Consider the following 15,805-nt stretch of genomic DNA (forward strand, 5'->3'; position numbering starts at 1 on the left):
CCCGTCGACGGAACGTTCCGTCGACGGGCGCCGCAGGGTCGTAAACCAGTCAGGCCGGTGAAACTGCCGGTTCATATGAGTGAACGGATGATGTGCTCACGAGGCGTATGGGGAAATCGGTGGGGATCAGTGGATGATGCCGGTCCGAAGCGCCACGGCCACCATGCCGGCCCGGTCGCCGGTGCCGAGTTTGCGGGCGATGCGGGCCAGGTGGCTCTTCACGGTCAGCGCGGACAGTCCCATCGAGACGCCGATCGCCTTGTTGGACTGCCCCTCGGCGACCAGGCGGAGTACCTCGACCTCCCGTCCGGACAGCTCGCGGTAGCCGCCCGGGTGGCTCGGGGCACCCGGGGGGCGGCGGTGCATACGGGCGGCGGCACCGAGGGGAGCGGCGCCGGGCCGGGTGGGGAGGCCGATGTTGGTTCGGGTTCCGGTGACGACGTAGCCCTTGACCCCGCCGGCGAGGGCGTTGCGAACGGCGCCGATGTCGTCGGCGGCCGAGAGGGCCAGCCCGTTGGGCCAGCCTGCGGCGCGGGTCTCGGACAGCAGGGTCAGGCCGGAGCCGTCGGGCAGGTGGACGTCGGCGACGCAGATGTCGCGGGGGTTGCCGATGCGGGGACGAGCCTCCGCGACGGACGAGGCCTCGATCACGTCGCGCACACCGAGGGCCCACAGATGGCGGGTGACGGTGGAACGGACGCGCGGGTCGGCCACGACCACCATGGCGGTCGGCTTGTTCGGGCGGTAGGCGACCAGGCTTGCGGGCTGCTCGAGGAGAACGGACACCAGGCCTCCTGGGTGGGGGGACGGGGCCGGCTTGTGGGGAGGAAGCCGGGACGAAACGTGCTTTCAGGGTCACAGTCGTCTTCGGCAGCAAAGCCGTGCGCCTTTAGAGAATGATCACGATCTAGTGAGTAACAATCCGTTCAATTCGGACATGCGATCGATCATCCGAAGATCGAATCGGTTCGGGTCGATGCGATTCGAGCACAGAAAGTGGCCGTATCGACAAAGAGAGAGTCAATAAGGCGCCCAGGAGGATGAATCCGGTACGGCCGGTGCTCAGGTCACCGTGACTGCGGACCCCTGCGCTGCGGCAGGGTCACCACCGAGGCGTCGCCCGGACCGGCCGGCGGAAGCCCGCCGACCTGGGCCAGCAGATCGCACCACGAGGCCAGGTGGGCGGCGGTGTCCGGCACCCCGCCTTGGCCCTCGCGGGGCGTCCAGGAGGCGCGGATCTCGATCTGGGAGGCGGCCGGGCGCGCGGACAGCCCGCCGAAGTAGTGCGAACTCGCGCGCGTGACGGTCCCGCTCGGCTCGCCGTACGTCAGCCCGCGCGCCTGGAGCGCCCCCGTCAGCCACGACCAGCACACCTCGGGCAGCAGCGGATCGGCCGCCATCTCCGCCTCCAGCTCCGCGCGCACCAGCGTCACCAGCCGGAAAGTGCCGTGCCAGGCCTCGTGCCCGGCCGGATCGTGCAGCAGCACCAGCCGGCCGTCGGCCAGGTCCTCGTCACCGTCCACCACCGCGGCCTCCAGCGCGTACGCGAAGGGCGCGAGCCGCTGCGGGGCGGGCGTCGGCTCCACCTCGATCTGCGGCCGCAGGCGCGTGGTGCGCAGCGCGTCGACCGCGGCCCGGAACGCCGGCGGCGCCGCCGTGCCCGTCCGGCTCTCCGCCTGAGCGGAGTCCTTCGCGTCGTCCATTCCTTCAGCGCCGTCCGACGATCGTCCCTGAGCCGCAGCCATGCGGGGAAGAGTAAGGGGAACAGCGCCCCGGTGCAGGGAGGACACCCCTGAGGGCGGCCGCACTTCTCGCTTCGCGGCCGTGCGAGACTTGCCGACGTGAGTGCCAACGGAAGCCCCACGGGCAAGCAGCCGACCGCTACGTACGACAGCGCCTTCCTCAAGGCCTGCAGGCGTGAACCCGTGCCGCACACCCCCGTGTGGTTCATGCGCCAGGCCGGCCGCTCACTGCCCGAGTACCGCAAGGTGCGCGAGGGCGTCCCGATGCTCGAGTCCTGCATGCGGCCCGAGCTGGTCACCGAGATCACGCTGCAGCCGGTGCGCCGGCACAACGTGGACGCGGCGATCTACTTCAGCGACATCGTCGTCCCGCTCAAGGCCATCGGCCTCGACCTGGACATCAAGCCCGGCGTGGGCCCGGTCGTGGCGCAGCCCGTCCGCACCCGCGCCGACCTGGCGCGGCTGCGCGACCTCACGCCCGAGGACGTCTCCTACGTCACCGAGGCGATCGGCCTGCTCACCCGCGAGCTGGGCGAGACCCCGCTGATCGGTTTCGCCGGGGCGCCGTTCACCCTGGCGAGCTACCTGGTCGAGGGCGGCCCGTCACGCACGTACGAGAACGCCAAGGCGATGATGTACGGCGACCCGCGGCTCTGGGCCGACCTGCTGGACCGCCTCGCCGACATCACGGCCGCGTTCCTGAAGGTGCAGATCGAGGCGGGCGCCTCGGCGGTCCAGCTGTTCGACTCCTGGGTCGGCGCGCTGGCCCCGGCCGACTACCGGAAGTCGGTCATGTCCGCCTCGGCGAAGGTGTTCGACGCCGTCGCCGGGTACGGCGTCCCGCGCATCCACTTCGGCGTCGGCACCGGCGAGCTGCTGGGGCTGATGGGCGAGGCCGGCGCCGACGTGGTCGGCGTCGACTGGCGCGTCCCGCTGGACGAGGCCGTCCGCCGCGTCGGACCCGGCAAGGCGCTCCAGGGCAACCTGGACCCGACGGTGCTGTTCACCGACAAGGACACCGTCGAGGCCCGGGCCGGCGAGGTGCTCGACGCGGCCGCCGGCCTCGAGGGTCATGTCTTCAACCTCGGCCACGGCGTCATGCCGAACACCGACCCGGACGCGCTGACCCGGCTCGTGGACTACGTCCACACCCGCACCGCCCGCTGAGCGCGGCCGGGAAACGCACGCCCGCCGCTCACCACACCTGACGGGGCCGCGCCTGCCTGCCGAACACCAGGCGGCGCGGCTCGGGCGGTGGCGGGGTGCCCGGTTTGAGCGGCCAGGCCAGCAGCATGCCCACCACGAAGCCGACCACGTGGGCCGAGTAGGCCACCGTCCCGGCGCCGGACACACCGTGCCCGGAGGAGTACACCGCCTGCAGCCCGAACCAGAAGCCCAGCACCAGCCAGGCGGGCAGCCGCAGCGGCAGGAAGACCAGGAACGGCACCAGGACCCACACCCGCGCCCTCGGGTACAGCACCAGATAGGCGCCGAGCACACCGGCGATCGCGCCGGACGCGCCGATCAGCGGGTCCGCGGAGGTGGCGTTGAGCAGCGCGAAGCCGTATCCGGCCGCGTAGCCGCAGAAGACGTAGAAGAGGAAGTAGCGGATGTGGCCCATCCGGTCCTCGACGTTGTTGCCGAAGATCATCAGGAACAGCATGTTGCCCAGCAGGTGCAGCCAGCCGCCGTGCAGGAACATCGCCGTGAACACGGACAGCGCCGGCGACTTGTCGTAGCCGGGCGGCGCCACCACACAGCCAGGGCCGTGCGGTCCCACGCCCACGCCGCCGGTCGGGACCACCCGGGGCATCTGATGGTGGATCAGCTCTCTGGGGACCGCCGCGTAGTGGTCCATGAAGGCCTGCAGATCGCAGAGCCGCGCCAGCTCGCTCGAACCCGGCACCGAGCCGACGGTGCCGGGAGTGACCAGGAAGACGAGGACATTGACGGCGACGAGGGCGTACGTCACATACGGGGTGCGGCGCGCCGGATTCACGTCATGGACGGGGATGACCACACAGAACTACTGCCCGGGATACGGCGCGTGAACCGGTGAACGCCGGCGGGCGGAGCCGCGTATCTCCTCTCAACCGACGTGAGGATCAGGCGATGAGTGCGAACGCTCCGCAGGTGACGGCGATGCAGGCGCTGCCCGACGGCGAGGCCGAACTGGCCCTGGTGATACGGCTTCCCTGGGAGGACGTCGCCCGTCTCGGTCAGGAGGCCGGGCGGCTGGCGTCCCAGATGCAGCGGCCGGTGACGCTGGACGAGGCGGTGAGCTACCGGCTGCGGTCCACCCGGCCGTCCGCCTCGCACGCCAAACCCGCGGGGGAGCAGCCCGCGGCCGTGACGGCCGGCGGGGGCGTCACCTCCCTGCCGCGGATCAGCACGACGGCCTGATCCGGACGACGGGCCCTACCGCTGACCGGCCCGCACCTTCGCCGCCGCCTTCCTCGCCGCCACCAGGACCGGGTCCCACACCGGTGAGAAGGGCGGGGCGTACCCGAGGTCCAGGGCCGTCATCTGCTGCACCGTCATCTGCGCGGTCAGCGCCACCGCCGCGATGTCGACCCGCTTGCCCGCACCCTCCCTGCCGACGATCTGGACGCCGAGCAGCCGGCCCGTGCCGCGCTCGGCGAGCATCTTCACCGTCATCGGGGAGGCGCCGGGGTAGTAGCCGGCCCGGCTGGTCGACTCGATGGTGACCGTCTCGAACCGCAGGCCCACCCGCCGGGCGTCCTTCTCGCGCAGGCCGGTGCGCGCGATCTCCAGGTCGCAGACCTTGCTGACCGCCGTGCCCACCACACCCGGGAAGGTGGCGTAGCCGCCGCCCGCGTTGGTGCCGATGACCTGGCCGTGCTTGTTGGCGTGAGTGCCCAGCGGAACGTACTGCTCCTGCCCCGACACCAGGTTCAGCACCTCGACGCAGTCGCCGCCCGCCCAGATGTTCTCGTGGCCGCGCACCCGCATCGCGAGGTCGGTGAGCAGCCCGCCGTGGTCACCGACGGGCAGTCCCGCCGCACGGGCGAGCGAGGTCTCCGGGCGCACACCGATGCCCAGGACCACGATGTCCGCCGGGTACTCGGCGTCCTCGGTGGCCACCGCGCGGATCCGGCTGTCCTCGCCGGTGAGCAGCTTGGTCACCTCGGCGTCGTTCACCATGGTGATGCCGAGACCCTCCATGGCCTCGTGCACCATGCGGCCCATGTCCGGGTCCAGGGTCGACATGGGCTCCTTGCCGCGGTTGACGACCGTCACCTCGAAACCCCGGTTGATCAGCGCCTCGGCCATCTCCACACCGATGTAGCCGGCGCCCACCACCACCGCGCGACGGCCGGACGTACGCTCCAGCGAGTCCAGCAGCGCCTCGCCGTCGTCCAGGGTCTGCACCCCGTGCACGCCGGGCGCGTCCACGCCCGGCATGTCGGGGCGGACCGGACGGGCGCCGGTGGCGATGACCAGTCCGTCGTACGACGTCCACGACTCCGCGCCGGAATCGACGTCACGCGCGCGTACCCGCTGCCCGGCCACGTCGATCTCGACGACCTCCGTGCGCATCCGCAGATCGATCCCGCGCGCGCGGTGCTCCGCCGGGGTGCGCGCGATGAGCTGATCGTGTTCCGGCACGTCACCGCCCACCCAGTACGGGATCCCGCACGCCGAGTAGGAGCTGAAGTGGCCCCGCTCGAAGGCCACGATCTCCAGTTCGTCCGGCCCCGACATCCGGCGCGCCTGCGACGCCGCGGACATCCCCGCGGCGTCGCCGCCTATGACCACCAGCCGTCGCCTGCCGTCCCGCCCACCGTCGATGCTCATGTGAACACGCTACGGTGCGCGGCCATTTCGGTCCCGGCCGGGCCCGCGCGTCAGTCCTGGCCGGGCTCGCGCGCCGGGTCCGGCGCCGGGCGCGCGTGCGGCAGCGGGCCCGGTGCGGCAGTCACCGGTGCGGGGACCGGCTCCGGGCGGCGCCTCAGTCGCGGCCGGACGAGCCGCGCCCACACCAGGGCCAGCAGGGCGGCGAGCGCGGCGAACGGCAGCAGCGCGCCCAGGACCAGGGCGATCCAGCGCAGCATCGTGACGAACGCGTGCCAGCCGCCCGACAGCGCGTCCACGAAGCCGGGCGTGTCGTCCTCGGCGGCCTTCTTCACGGGCGTCCCGGACAGCGACAGGGTGATGGTCGCGAGGCTGGTGCGGTCCTTCAGGGACGCCTGCTGGGCGAGCAGCGCCTCCAGGTCGGCCTCCCGGCTGCTCAGCTCCCCCTCCAGGGTGACGACGTCGCTCAGCTTGGTCGCCCGGTCCATCAGTGTCCGGATGCGCGCCACGCTCGCCCGCTGCGACTTGACCCGGCTCTCCACGTCCACGACCTGGTCGGTGACGTCCTGCGCCTTCGCGGTGCGCTCGACGAGCCGGCCCGCGCCCTGCAGATCGCCGAGGACCTCGTCGTACCGCGCGGACGGCACCCGCAGCACCACGCGCGTGTACTCGTGGCCGTCGGCGTCCCGGCCGGTGTTCTCGCGGCCGACGTAACCGCCCGCGTCCTCGGCGGTCGTACGGGCCCGGTCCAGGGCCCTGGGCACGTCCTTGACCTCGACGGTGAGCGAGGCGGTGCGGATGACGGCGCTCGGGGCGGACGCGGGCGCCCGGCGCGCGGACTTCGCGTCGTCCGCCCTGCCGCCGCCGGCGCCCGCCTGCCGCTGCGCGGAGTCCGCGGCGGACTTGGCGGATTCGCCGCCCGAGTCGTCCGCGGCACTGCACCCGGCCAGCGCCAGGCAGGCGGCGAGCAGGACCCCGGTCAGGGCCCGGACGGGTCGTACGGGACGTGGTGTGCGCATGGCGGTACCCCCGGGAGCGGTGAGACACGACGGCAAATGACCTCTGACGCTCCTTCGACGCCCGGGCGGGCCGGGACGTTGGGGTGCGGCGGTTCCGAAGCGGTCACGGTCCGGACTCGTCCCGGACACCGGCCCGGGCCAGGCCTGTCGGCGGGGTCTGAGAGAGTGGGGGACATGAGCGCAACGGGTACGCATTCGGGGCATGTCGTCGTCATCGGAGCCGGGATCTCGGGGCTGGCGGCCGCCCACCGGCTGCTGCGGCGGGGCGCCCGGGTGACCGTGCTCGAGGCCTCGGGCCGGGTCGGCGGCAAGCTGCTCCCGGGCGAGATCGCGGGCGTCCGGGTGGACCTGGGTGCCGAGTCGATGCTGGCCCGCCGCCCCGAGGCGGTCACCCTCGCGCGTGAGGTGGGCCTCGCCGAGCGGCTCCAGCCGCCGGCCACCGCGACCGCCTCGATCTGGACCCGCGGCGCCCTGCGCCCCATGCCCAAGGGTCATGTGATGGGCGTCCCCGGCACCGCCGACGCCCTCGCCGGCGTGCTGTCCGACGAGGGCCTCGCCCGCATCGGGCGCGACGCCGAACTGCCCCGCACCGAGATCGGCGACGACGTGGCGGTCGGCGAGTATGTGGCGGCGAGGCTCGGCCGGGAGGTCGTCGACCGGCTGGTGGAACCCCTCCTGGGCGGGGTGTACGCGGGCGACGCGTACCGCATCTCGATGCGCTCGGCCGTCCCGCAGCTCTTCCGGGCGGCCCGCGACCACGACTCCCTCACCGAGGTGGTGCGCGGCATCCAGGCCGAGGCCGAGGCGAACCGGCGGACCGGGCCGGTGTTCATGGGCATCGAGGGCGGCGTGGGACGGCTGCCGCTCGCGGTCGCCGAGTCGGTGCGCGCCCTCGGCGGCGACATCCTCTGCCGCACACCGGTGACCGGTCTGCGCCGGGAGGCGTCCGGCCGCTGGCGGGTCACCGCGGGGGAGCGGGTGCTGGACGCCGACGCGGTGATCGTCGCCGTGCCCGCCCCGGCCGCCGCCGCGCTGCTGAGCGCCGAGTCCCCGGAGGCCGCGGCCGAACTCGCCGCCGTCGAGTACGCCTCCATGGCCCTGATCACCCTCGCCTACCGCCGCACCGGCCTCGCCCTGCCCGAGGGCAGCGGATTCCTGGTGCCGCCCGTCGACGGCCGCACCATCAAGGCGTCCACCTTCGCCTCCCGGAAATGGGGCTGGATCGCCGAGCAGGACCCGGACGTCGTCGTGCTGCGCACCTCGGTCGGACGGCACGGCGAGACCGCAATCCTCCAGCGCGAGGACGCCGAGCTGGTCGCCGTCTCCCGGCACGACCTGCGCGAGGCCACCGGCCTTGACGCCACGCCCCTGGAGACCCGCGTGACCCGCTGGACCGACGGGCTGCCCCAGTACCCGGTGGGCCACCACGCGCGCGTGGCCCGCATCCGCGAGCACGTCGCCAAGCTGCCGGGCCTCGCGGTGTGCGGCGCGCAGTACGACGGCGTCGGCATCCCGGCCTGTGTCGCGAGCGCCCACGCGGCCGTCGACCAGCTCGGCGGCGACCTCAGCGGTGTGCGCAGGCTGACGGCCGACCCGGTGCAGAGCCTGCACGGCGGAGCGGGAGAATAGGAACATGAGTGACGACGCCCCCACCACCGAGACCGGCAGGATCCCGAACAAGGGCAAGCTGGCCAAGGACCTCAACGAGGTCATCCGCTACACGCTGTGGTCCGTCTTCAAGCTGAAGGACGTGCTCCCGGAGGACCGCGCGGGCTACGCCGACGAGGTCCAGGAGCTGTTCGACCAGCTCGCCGCGAAGGACGTGACGATCCGCGGCACGTACGACGTCTCCGGGCTCCGTGCCGACGCCGACCTGATGATCTGGTGGCACGCCGAGACCAGCGACCAGCTCCAGGAGGCGTACAACCTCTTCCGGCGCACCAGGCTGGGCCGCGCGCTGGAGCCGGTGTGGTCGAACATGGCGCTGCACCGCCCCGCCGAGTTCAACCGCTCGCACATCCCGGCGTTCCTCGCCGACGAGACGCCCCGCAACTACGTGAGCGTCTACCCCTTCGTGCGCTCCTACGACTGGTACCTGCTGCCCGACGAGGACCGCCGCCGCATGCTCGCCGACCACGGCAAGATGGCCCGCGGCTACCCCGACGTGCGCGCCAACACGGTCGCCTCGTTCTCACTCGGCGACTACGAGTGGATGCTGGCCTTCGAGGCCGACGAGCTGTACCGCATCGTCGACCTGATGCGCCACCTGCGCGGCTCCGAGGCCCGCAGGCACGTCCGTGAGGAAGTCCCCTTCTTCACCGGGCGGCGGAAGGACATCGCCGATCTGGTGGCGGGGCTGGCCTAAGAAGCCTTTCCCTTGAGGGCGTCCCGTCCGGGGCGCTCGGTGGTGGGAGAGGCCGGGGCCTTCGGCCTCGGTTCCGGGCGCGGTGCGCAGGCGGCGCGCCGCCCCGGGACGCGGCCCTCGAGCAGGTAGCCGTCCAGGTAGCCGTTGACGCACTTGTTGGGGCCGCCCCCGATGCCGTGCGTACCGGCGTCCCGCTCGGTCACCAGCGCCGAGCCGGCCAGCCGCCGGCTCATCTCCAGCGCGCCCGGGTACGGGGTGGCCGCGTCCCGTTCGGCGGCCAGGATCAGCACCGGCGGCAGCTCACCGGGACCCGTCCGCACGTCCAGCGGCCGCTGCCGGGGGGCCGGCCAGTAGGCGCACGGCAGGTTCATCCACGCGTTGTCCCAGGTCTCGAAGGGTGCGCTGCGCGCAAGCCGGGTGTTGTCGCGGTCCCACACCTTCCAGTCCGTCGGCCAGGGCGCGTCGTTGCACTCGACGGCCGTGTAGACCGCGCTCGAGTTCTCCGCCTCTGCGGCCGTGCCCGCGTCCGGCGCGGCCAGCTCCACCAGCGCCTTGGCGTCGCCCTTCAGATAGGCCGAGAGCGCGGCGGCCCGGCTCGGCCAGAAGTCGTCGTGGTACCCGGCCTGGAGGAACGCGTTCTGGAGCTGGCCCGGCCCCACCTTGCCGCCCGCCGCCTTCCCCGCCAGCCGGCCGCGCGCGGTGTCGTAGCTGTCCTGCACCTTCGCCGCGGTGTCGCCGAGCCGGTACACGTCGTCGTGCCGGGCGATCCACTCGCGGAAGTCCGTCCAGCGGTCCTCGAACGCGGCGGACTGGTCGAGGTTGGCGCGGTACCAGACCTTCTGGGGGGCCGGGTCCACCGCGGAGTCCAGCACCATCCGCCGGACGTGCGAGGGGAACAGCGTCGCGTACACCGCGCCGAAGTAGGTGCCGTACGACGCGCCCATGTAGGTCAGCCGGTCCTCGCCCAGTGCCGCCCGCAGGACGTCCAGGTCACGGGCGTTGTTGAGCGAGTTGTAGTACCGCAGCCCGCTCCCCGAACGCTTGGCGCAGCCGCGCGCGTACGCCTTGGCCCGGGCGATGCGCTGCCGCTTGTACCGCTCCGAGGGGTGGGCCGGCGAGTCGCTGGGCGCGTGGAGGAAGAGCTTCGGTTCGACGCAGGACAGCGGCGCCGAACGGCCCACCCCGCGCGGGGCGTAGCCGACGAGGTCGTAAGCGGCGGCGATCCGCTGCCATACCGGCAGGGTGCGGACCATCGGGAAGTACATGCCGGAGGCGCCGGGGCCGCCCGGGTTGTAGACGAGGGCGCCCTGCCGGGGCACCTTCCGCTTGCTGTTGCGCGGGTCCTTGTGGGTGGCCCGGGCCCGGCTGACGGTCAGCTCGATCTGCTTGCCGTCGGGCTTCGCGTAGTCCAGCGGGACGCGCACCGTGCCGCACTCAAGGCTCCGCGGCGCGTCCCGGCCGTCGCACCCGGTGAACTCGATTCCGGCCTCCCGCGCCCGCTGGACGGCCACCGCGGTACCGCGCGTCCCGGCCCCGCCCGGCGCGTCGGCGGCGCCGTCCGCCGGGGCCGCCGCCAAGGCCGCGAGGAGCAGGGACCCGGCAGCCGAGTACAGGGCGGCAGCTCTCATCGCGTATCCCTCCGGTGCGCGGCGATGGCACGGCTGCCACGGCCCGACGATCACACAAGGGATGTTTCGTTCGGGTCCCGGTGAAGGCAAGCACCGGGCGGCGGTGTCGCCGGGAATGCCCCCGGTGCGCCCCCGAAGGGCGGTCTCACTCCCCCCGGGGCTGGTCGCGGTGGGCGAAGGCCGCCCGCAACTCCGGTTCGCCGACCGCCCGGACGCCCCGCACGGCGACGGACGTCAGGAAGGACCACTCGTCGCCGTCACGGGCCGGCCGCCGGGGCAGGTCACCCAGCAGCCGCTGTCCGGCGGGGGAGGCCCAGCGCGAGTAGGGGTGCGCCTCGATCCGGGCGATGGCCAGACAGCTCAGGGTGAGCGTGAGGGGCAGCGCGAACCACAGCGCGACGAGGAACCGGGGCATCCCGGTCTGAGCGGGTATCAGCAGGGCGGCCAGCGCCAGCGCGCACACGGCCAGCGTGGCGGCGCGCACCTGGCGGACGCCGTCCGCCACCGTGGTCCGCGCGCCGTCCGGCACCGCGAGTCCGGAGCGCACCAGCCCGTCGGCGAGCCGCCGTACGGCCTCGGCGCCGGCCGCGGCGGCCCGCACCGGAGCGATCCTCGACTGGCCCTCGGGCCCGATCGCCCCTATGACGGACCGCTCCATGTCGTCGCGGCCGCGCGGGTCCACCACCGTTGCCCAGCCGGTGTGGGCGAGCAGCAGCCGCCGCTGCCGGGCCATGGAGACCATGGTCACGTCGGCGACCCGAGCCGGACCGCCGGACAGGAACGCCGCCTCGTACAGCGTCAGATCGCGCTCCTGGTCCGTGGGGACGCCCTCGGTGTCGAGGTCCGCCGAGCGGACCGCGGCCAGGCACAGCCGGGTGCACGCGACGCCCGCGAACGCCCACGCCAGAAGCAGCAGAAGGACCCAGAACATGACGTGTTTCTATGCCAGGCGCCTCGGAAACACCATGCCCGTTCCAGTATCCGGACCGAGTGTCGCCGGTGCGTGACGTTCCGTTTGCCTCGCAGGTCAGGAGGCGTCGATCGGCAACGGGCTGGAGGCGGCGGGCGGCATGGAGTACGACTCGGACGGCGAGGGCGCGACCGGGACCGCGGAACCGGCGTCGCCGACCGGGGGCGTGGGCACGGGGGAGGGGGTGGCCGCGAGGTCCCGGGCCAGCGCGGAGAAATCGACGTACCCGGTCGCCTCCAGGACCTTGATGTGGTCCAGCACGGTCGTGTTGGCGTCGTCGGCCAGGTCGCGGACCAGCGAGTTCTGGGTGCCCGCGCGGACCTCGGCGACCAGTGAGAACACCCGGCCGTGCGCCAGGCGCAGCAGCGCGGCGAACTGCCGGTCGAAGTCCTGTCCGCGCGCGCCCCGCAGTGTGGCGAGCCACTGTTCCTGCTGTGCGTTGGGCTCGTCGGGCAGGGGCACGCCGAGCCGGGAGGCGACGGTGCGGTCGTGCGCGTCGAGCGACGTGTGCCCGTCGACCAGATGCTGTCCCGCGTCGCGTACGGCCTGAGTGGTGCCCTTCTCCAGGGCGAGTTGGCCGGCCGGCAGTTCCCACAGTCCCGCGAGCCGGACCTTGGTCACGAAGTCCCTGTCCCGCTCGGACAGCGGACCGTACGGCGTCGTCACGGTGCGCGCGCCGAGAACCTGCGCGCCGGCCGCACCGCCCGGCCGGTCGGCGTACGACCAGAGCGGGAAGAGCAGTGCCGCGGCGGTCGCCGCGAGGGCCGTGATGATGAGCCCGGTGCCGCTGAATATGCCTCGGCCCTTGACGGGGGGTCGCGGTCGCATGGTGCCTCCTGCACCGCACTCCGGTGTGCTGGGTGCGGGGTTGGCATATTACTGCGGCGGCCGGGACGAACGGGTCACGGCGGTGGGCCGGGGCGGACCGGCGGATCAGGCCCCGCGCAGCAGTACCCGCGCCCGTGCCGCCAGCCCCCGGGGGCGGGGCGCCGGGCCCGCGCGGTGCAGCCACCACTCCCGCAGCTCACGCCGGGTCCCCGGGTCCCGCGGGCGGCCCAGCTTCAGCAGGTGCCCCGCGAAGTCCAGCGCGTCCCGGCGGTAGCCGCCGCTCATCGGCAGGCTCCGGGCGTACTCGAGGAACGCCTGCCGGTATCCGTCCCCGAGGATCACCGGCAGTTCGGGCGCCACCTTCGCCACCACGTCCGCCCGCTTCGCGGCGAGGGCCCGCGCCTGCACGCCCATCCGCGCCCGGTCGAACCCCTCCGGCACCGGCGTCCCGGCCACCAGCGAGGACAGCACCGCGGCCTGCGCGACACCGAGCCGCTGCCGCACCTCGGACCGGTCCGGAGCCGGGGCGGCCACGGCCGGGTCACCGGCGACGGCAGGGTCGTCGATGCCGCCCGGCTCCACCGCCCCGCCCGCCAGGCGCGCCGTCCCCGCCGCCACGGCGGCCCGGATGGTGTCCAGCTCCCGCTCCAGCTCGGCCGGCTCGGGGAAGTCGTCGTCCCGCTCCAGCAGCACCCCGGGCGGCGCGACGCGGGACGCGAGGCCGGTCAGGATGTCGAGCACCGGACGCGGAACGGGATGCGCGTGGCTGTCGTGCCAGACCCCGTCGCGTTCGACGCCGCCCGCGACGTGCACGTACGCGATGGCCTCCACCGGCAGTCCGGCGAGCGCCGCCGCCGGGTCCTCGCCCCGGTTGACGTGGTTGGTGTGCAGGTTGGCCACGTCGATCAGCAGCCGTACGCCGGTGCGTTCGACCAGTTCGGACAGGAACTGCCCCTCGGTCAGCTCCTCGCCCGGCCAGGAGAACAGCGCGGCGATGTTCTCCAGGGCCAGTGGCACGGGCAGCGCGTCCTGCGCGATCCGCACGTTCTCGCACAGCACGTCGAGCGCGTCCCGGGTGCGCGGCACGGGCAGCAGATGGCCCGCCTCCAGGGGCGGGGACGCGGTGAGCGCGCCGCCCGCCCGGACGAACGCGATGTGCTCGGTGACCAGGGGCGCGCCGAGCGCCGTCACCCGCTCGGCGAGCGCCGTCAGCCGCCCCGGGTCGGGTCGCTCGGCCCCGCCGAGGCCGAGGGAGACGCCGTGCGGGATCACGGTCACGCCCCGTTCGCGCAGCCGCAGCAGCGATTCCGGGAGGTGGCCGGGGCAGACGTTCTCCGCCACGACCTCCACCCAGTCGATGCCCGGCATGGCCTCCACGGCGTCCGCGATCTCCGGCCGCCAGCCGATCCCCGTCCCCAGTCGCGGCATGCCCGCACCCCCTCCTCCGAATGACGGGGGTATGGCCCCAGCGGGCGTCCCCGAACCATGACGGGACCGCGTTCAGAGCAACATTTGAGGTTCCCGGCGGCTACCGGCCGAGCTTCCCGGCGGCTACCGGCGCAGCGCGGGATGGTCGGCGACGACCGTGCAGGAACCGGGGGCGATCTCCGTGAAACCCGCGTCGCGGACCAGGGGGAGGCCGCCGGAGGTCAGCCCGGGCCAGTCGCCGGGGGCGGCGGTGCGTACGGACACGGGGAAGCCCTCGTCTCGCCAGGCGGTACGGGCCTCGGGGGACAGGGCCCACCAGGCGAGCTGGGCGCCGTGTCCGGCCTGGGCCATCGTCTTGCCCGCCGACATCTCCAGCTCCGGGTTGAGCCACAGCACCGGCCGGGTGCGGTCGGCGCCGGCCGGCGGCTCGGGATCGTCCAGCTCCGTACCCGACACCTGGAGTTTCGCCAGATCCTTCGGCCAGCCGTCCAGCGGGACCGGCGGGAAGACCCGTACCTCGGCGGACTTGCCGGTCACCGTGATCCCGGGCAGCGCCTCGGCCCGCCGCCACTCGGCGCCCCGGGCCCGCCGCACGACCTTGCGGATCCGGGCGTCCTCCCAGTTCCGCACGGCCTCCGCCCACTCGCCGTCCCCGGCGGCCCGGCCGTCGCTCAGCAACAGCAGCACGGCGCGGGCGGCGGTCTCCAGGGCGTCGGTACGGGCGGGCGGAGCGCTCTTCTCGATCCGCACGACGAGCGGCAGCACGAACTGCGGCGCCTCGTCGCGCGGGTTGCGCTCGGCCTGGAAGGGACTGTCACCGGGGGCGGCGGGGGCATGACTCACAAGGGCCCAGCTTACGAGGGGCCGGCCCGGCCCCGCGGCCGGGCCCTGCGCACCGCCCGCCGCTCAGCCCGAGCAGGCGGTGCGCTGGGCATCCTGCCACTCGCAGCGCGGGCACAGGGTGACGCCCTTGTACGACTCCGGGTACTCCGTGGGCTCCCGGCACAGCACACACTCGGCGTACGGCGGCCCGTCGGCCTGCGGAGGCCCGGTGCTGTCGACGATCATGCAGTACGTCTCGTCGTCGTTGTCGGTCATGGCTTCAGCGTAGGACGGTCACCGGTGCCCGTCGGTCTCCCCGATCAGCTCGGAGACCTTCACGAACCGGTAGCCCTGCCGGCGCAGCTCCGGGACGACCGCGCGGACCACGCGCTCGGTCGTGGGGGCGGCGCTGCGGGTGCAGTGCATGACGACCACCGAGCCCGGCTTGACGCCGTCCAGGACCTGCCGGACGACCGCGTCGGCGTCCGTGGCGAACGCGTCGCCGCTCACCACGTCCCACTGCACCGCGGTGACCCCGGTCGCGCTCAGCGCGCGCAGCGCCTGGCGGTCGTAACAGCCGCCCGGGAAGCGGAAGTACGGCATCGGGTGCGGCACGCCCGCCGCGCGCAGGGAGGCGTACGCCCGCTCGACCTCCTTGCGCATCCCGGCCGCGCCGACCGTCGGCAGGCCGTAGCAGTCGTTGGTGAACGCGTAGTGGCTGTAGGAGTGGTTGGCCACCTCGAACTGCGGGTCGTGGCCGAGGGTGCGGGCCTGGGCCGGGTACTGCTCCGCCCAGCGGCCGGTCATGAAGACGGTCGCCGGGACCTTCAGCAGGCGCAGGGTGCCGATGAGGTCCGGGTTGTCGAAGTGCTCGCCGGAGGCGGCGCGGGGCCCCTCGTCGGCGGTCATGTCGGCGTCGAAGGTCAGCGCGACGGTCTTGCCGAGATTGCGCGGGCCGTGCTCGAACACCGGGGTCAGGCCGCCCGGGCCCTGGGTCAGGGTCGGGGGCCGCGAGGGGGACGGGGAGGCGGAGGGGGCCGGATTGGCGTGGGCCGGACGGGCGGGCCCGGGGCTGCCCGCGGTTCCGCAGGCGCCGAGGGCCGCGCCGAGGGCGCAGAGGGCGGTGAGACGGCGTAGAGATGCGATCACCGTATGAAAATAGGATTTATTGGACAGTTTTCAGTTCA

At 73.5% G+C, this 15,805-nt stretch carries 16 protein-coding genes; 4 read left to right on the forward strand and 12 right to left on the reverse strand.

What is annotated here, in order from left to right; all coding sequences use genetic code 11:
• Nucleotides 1-126: 126 nt before the first annotated feature.
• Together AB0924_RS14055 and AB0924_RS14060 are read right to left on the reverse strand one after the other, a co-directional pair.
• The gene (locus AB0924_RS14055) at nucleotides 127-786 is read right to left on the reverse strand and encodes a response regulator transcription factor (protein WP_250401061.1); all 660 of its coding nucleotides are present in this window, start codon (nucleotides 784-786) and stop codon (nucleotides 127-129) included.
• Between the two features lie 281 nt (nucleotides 787-1,067).
• Nucleotides 1,068-1,745, reverse strand: a complete 678-nt coding sequence (locus AB0924_RS14060) for a DUF3000 domain-containing protein (protein WP_366911482.1) — start codon at nucleotides 1,743-1,745, stop codon at nucleotides 1,068-1,070.
• A 96-nt stretch (nucleotides 1,746-1,841) separates the two neighbouring features.
• On the opposite strand from AB0924_RS14060, the gene hemE reads away from it, so the two are divergent.
• Nucleotides 1,842-2,909, forward strand: a complete 1,068-nt coding sequence (gene hemE / locus AB0924_RS14065; RefSeq protein ID WP_366911483.1) for a uroporphyrinogen decarboxylase — start codon at nucleotides 1,842-1,844, stop codon at nucleotides 2,907-2,909.
• Nucleotides 2,910-2,937: 28 nt separating this feature from the next.
• On the opposite strand, the gene AB0924_RS14070 is transcribed toward hemE, so the two are convergent.
• Nucleotides 2,938-3,762, reverse strand: a complete 825-nt coding sequence (locus tag AB0924_RS14070) for a rhomboid family intramembrane serine protease (protein WP_358935080.1) — start codon at nucleotides 3,760-3,762, stop codon at nucleotides 2,938-2,940.
• Nucleotides 3,763-3,884: 122 nt separating this feature from the next.
• On the opposite strand from AB0924_RS14070, the gene AB0924_RS14075 reads away from it, so the two are divergent.
• Nucleotides 3,885-4,145: a hypothetical protein gene (locus AB0924_RS14075; RefSeq protein WP_358935282.1), complete on the forward strand. Its 261-nt coding sequence runs from the start codon at nucleotides 3,885-3,887 to the stop codon at nucleotides 4,143-4,145.
• Between the two features lie 15 nt (nucleotides 4,146-4,160).
• Here AB0924_RS14075 and AB0924_RS14080 read toward each other — a convergent pair whose 3' ends face one another.
• Together AB0924_RS14080 and AB0924_RS14085 are read right to left on the reverse strand one after the other, a co-directional pair.
• On the reverse strand, nucleotides 4,161-5,561 hold the full coding sequence (locus AB0924_RS14080; RefSeq protein ID WP_358935082.1) for an FAD-dependent oxidoreductase: 1,401 nt from the start codon (nucleotides 5,559-5,561) through the stop codon (nucleotides 4,161-4,163).
• Nucleotides 5,562-5,611: 50 nt separating this feature from the next.
• The gene (locus tag AB0924_RS14085; RefSeq protein WP_366911484.1) at nucleotides 5,612-6,577 is read right to left on the reverse strand and encodes a DUF4349 domain-containing protein; all 966 of its coding nucleotides are present in this window, start codon (nucleotides 6,575-6,577) and stop codon (nucleotides 5,612-5,614) included.
• Nucleotides 6,578-6,751: 174 nt separating this feature from the next.
• On the opposite strand from AB0924_RS14085, the gene hemG reads away from it, so the two are divergent.
• Nucleotides 6,752-8,206: a protoporphyrinogen oxidase gene (gene hemG / locus AB0924_RS14090; protein WP_366911485.1), complete on the forward strand. Its 1,455-nt coding sequence runs from the start codon at nucleotides 6,752-6,754 to the stop codon at nucleotides 8,204-8,206.
• Nucleotides 8,207-8,210: 4 nt separating this feature from the next.
• Nucleotides 8,211-8,942, forward strand: coding sequence for a hydrogen peroxide-dependent heme synthase (hemQ, locus tag AB0924_RS14095; protein ID WP_358935088.1), 732 nt, complete (start codon nucleotides 8,211-8,213; stop codon nucleotides 8,940-8,942).
• On the opposite strand, the gene AB0924_RS14100 is transcribed toward hemQ, so the two are convergent.
• The 7 genes from AB0924_RS14100 to AB0924_RS14130 all read right to left on the reverse strand — a co-directional run bounded on the left by AB0924_RS14100 (nucleotide 8,939) and on the right by AB0924_RS14130 (nucleotide 15,767).
• Entirely contained in the window at nucleotides 8,939-10,570 is a 1,632-nt protein-coding gene (locus AB0924_RS14100) for an alpha/beta hydrolase (protein ID WP_366911487.1), read from the reverse strand. The genes hemQ and AB0924_RS14100 overlap by 4 nt on opposite strands.
• A 145-nt stretch (nucleotides 10,571-10,715) precedes the next feature.
• Nucleotides 10,716-11,501 carry a TIGR04222 domain-containing membrane protein gene (locus tag AB0924_RS14105; RefSeq protein ID WP_366911488.1) on the reverse strand — a complete coding sequence of 262 codons (786 nt, stop codon included), beginning with the start codon at nucleotides 11,499-11,501 and terminating at the stop codon, nucleotides 10,716-10,718.
• Nucleotides 11,502-11,597: 96 nt separating this feature from the next.
• Nucleotides 11,598-12,368: a DUF4142 domain-containing protein gene (locus tag AB0924_RS14110; RefSeq protein WP_358935094.1), complete on the reverse strand. Its 771-nt coding sequence runs from the start codon at nucleotides 12,366-12,368 to the stop codon at nucleotides 11,598-11,600.
• 105 nt (nucleotides 12,369-12,473) lie between these two features.
• Nucleotides 12,474-13,796, reverse strand: coding sequence for a DUF692 domain-containing protein (locus tag AB0924_RS14115; protein WP_366911489.1), 1,323 nt, complete (start codon nucleotides 13,794-13,796; stop codon nucleotides 12,474-12,476).
• A gap of 123 nt (nucleotides 13,797-13,919) precedes the next feature.
• Complete coding sequence (locus AB0924_RS14120) at nucleotides 13,920-14,639, reverse strand: aminoacyl-tRNA hydrolase (protein ID WP_358935098.1); 720 nt, start codon at nucleotides 14,637-14,639, stop codon at nucleotides 13,920-13,922.
• A gap of 63 nt (nucleotides 14,640-14,702) precedes the next feature.
• Complete coding sequence (locus AB0924_RS14125; protein ID WP_366911490.1) at nucleotides 14,703-14,894, reverse strand: hypothetical protein; 192 nt, start codon at nucleotides 14,892-14,894, stop codon at nucleotides 14,703-14,705.
• 18 nt (nucleotides 14,895-14,912) lie between these two features.
• Nucleotides 14,913-15,767 carry a polysaccharide deacetylase family protein gene (locus tag AB0924_RS14130; protein ID WP_358935103.1) on the reverse strand — a complete coding sequence of 285 codons (855 nt, stop codon included), beginning with the start codon at nucleotides 15,765-15,767 and terminating at the stop codon, nucleotides 14,913-14,915.
• Nucleotides 15,768-15,805 lie beyond the last annotated feature (38 nt).

The sequence above is a fragment of the Streptomyces sp. NPDC047869 genome (genome assembly GCF_040704065.1).
Lineage (GTDB): Bacteria > Actinomycetota > Actinomycetes > Streptomycetales > Streptomycetaceae > Streptomyces.

What these genes read in the sequence shown, in the direction of transcription:
- AB0924_RS14060 (WP_366911482.1), bottom strand. Translation starts at nt 1,745, where the DNA reads ATGGCTGCGGCTCAGGGACGATCGTCGGACGGCGCTGAAGGAATGGAC.
- AB0924_RS14075 (WP_358935282.1), top strand. Translation starts at nt 3,885, where the DNA reads ATGCAGGCGCTGCCCGACGGCGAGGCCGAACTGGCCCTGGTGATACGG.
- AB0924_RS14080 (WP_358935082.1), bottom strand. Translation starts at nt 5,561, where the DNA reads ATGAGCATCGACGGTGGGCGGGACGGCAGGCGACGGCTGGTGGTCATA.
- AB0924_RS14085 (WP_366911484.1), bottom strand. Translation starts at nt 6,577, where the DNA reads ATGCGCACACCACGTCCCGTACGACCCGTCCGGGCCCTGACCGGGGTC.
- hemG (WP_366911485.1), top strand. Translation starts at nt 6,752, where the DNA reads ATGAGCGCAACGGGTACGCATTCGGGGCATGTCGTCGTCATCGGAGCC.
- hemQ (WP_358935088.1), top strand. Translation starts at nt 8,211, where the DNA reads ATGAGTGACGACGCCCCCACCACCGAGACCGGCAGGATCCCGAACAAG.
- AB0924_RS14100 (WP_366911487.1), bottom strand. Translation starts at nt 10,570, where the DNA reads ATGAGAGCTGCCGCCCTGTACTCGGCTGCCGGGTCCCTGCTCCTCGCG.
- AB0924_RS14105 (WP_366911488.1), bottom strand. Translation starts at nt 11,501, where the DNA reads ATGTTCTGGGTCCTTCTGCTGCTTCTGGCGTGGGCGTTCGCGGGCGTC.
- AB0924_RS14110 (WP_358935094.1), bottom strand. Translation starts at nt 12,368, where the DNA reads ATGCGACCGCGACCCCCCGTCAAGGGCCGAGGCATATTCAGCGGCACC.
- AB0924_RS14115 (WP_366911489.1), bottom strand. Translation starts at nt 13,796, where the DNA reads ATGCCGCGACTGGGGACGGGGATCGGCTGGCGGCCGGAGATCGCGGAC.
- AB0924_RS14125 (WP_366911490.1), bottom strand. Translation starts at nt 14,894, where the DNA reads ATGACCGACAACGACGACGAGACGTACTGCATGATCGTCGACAGCACC.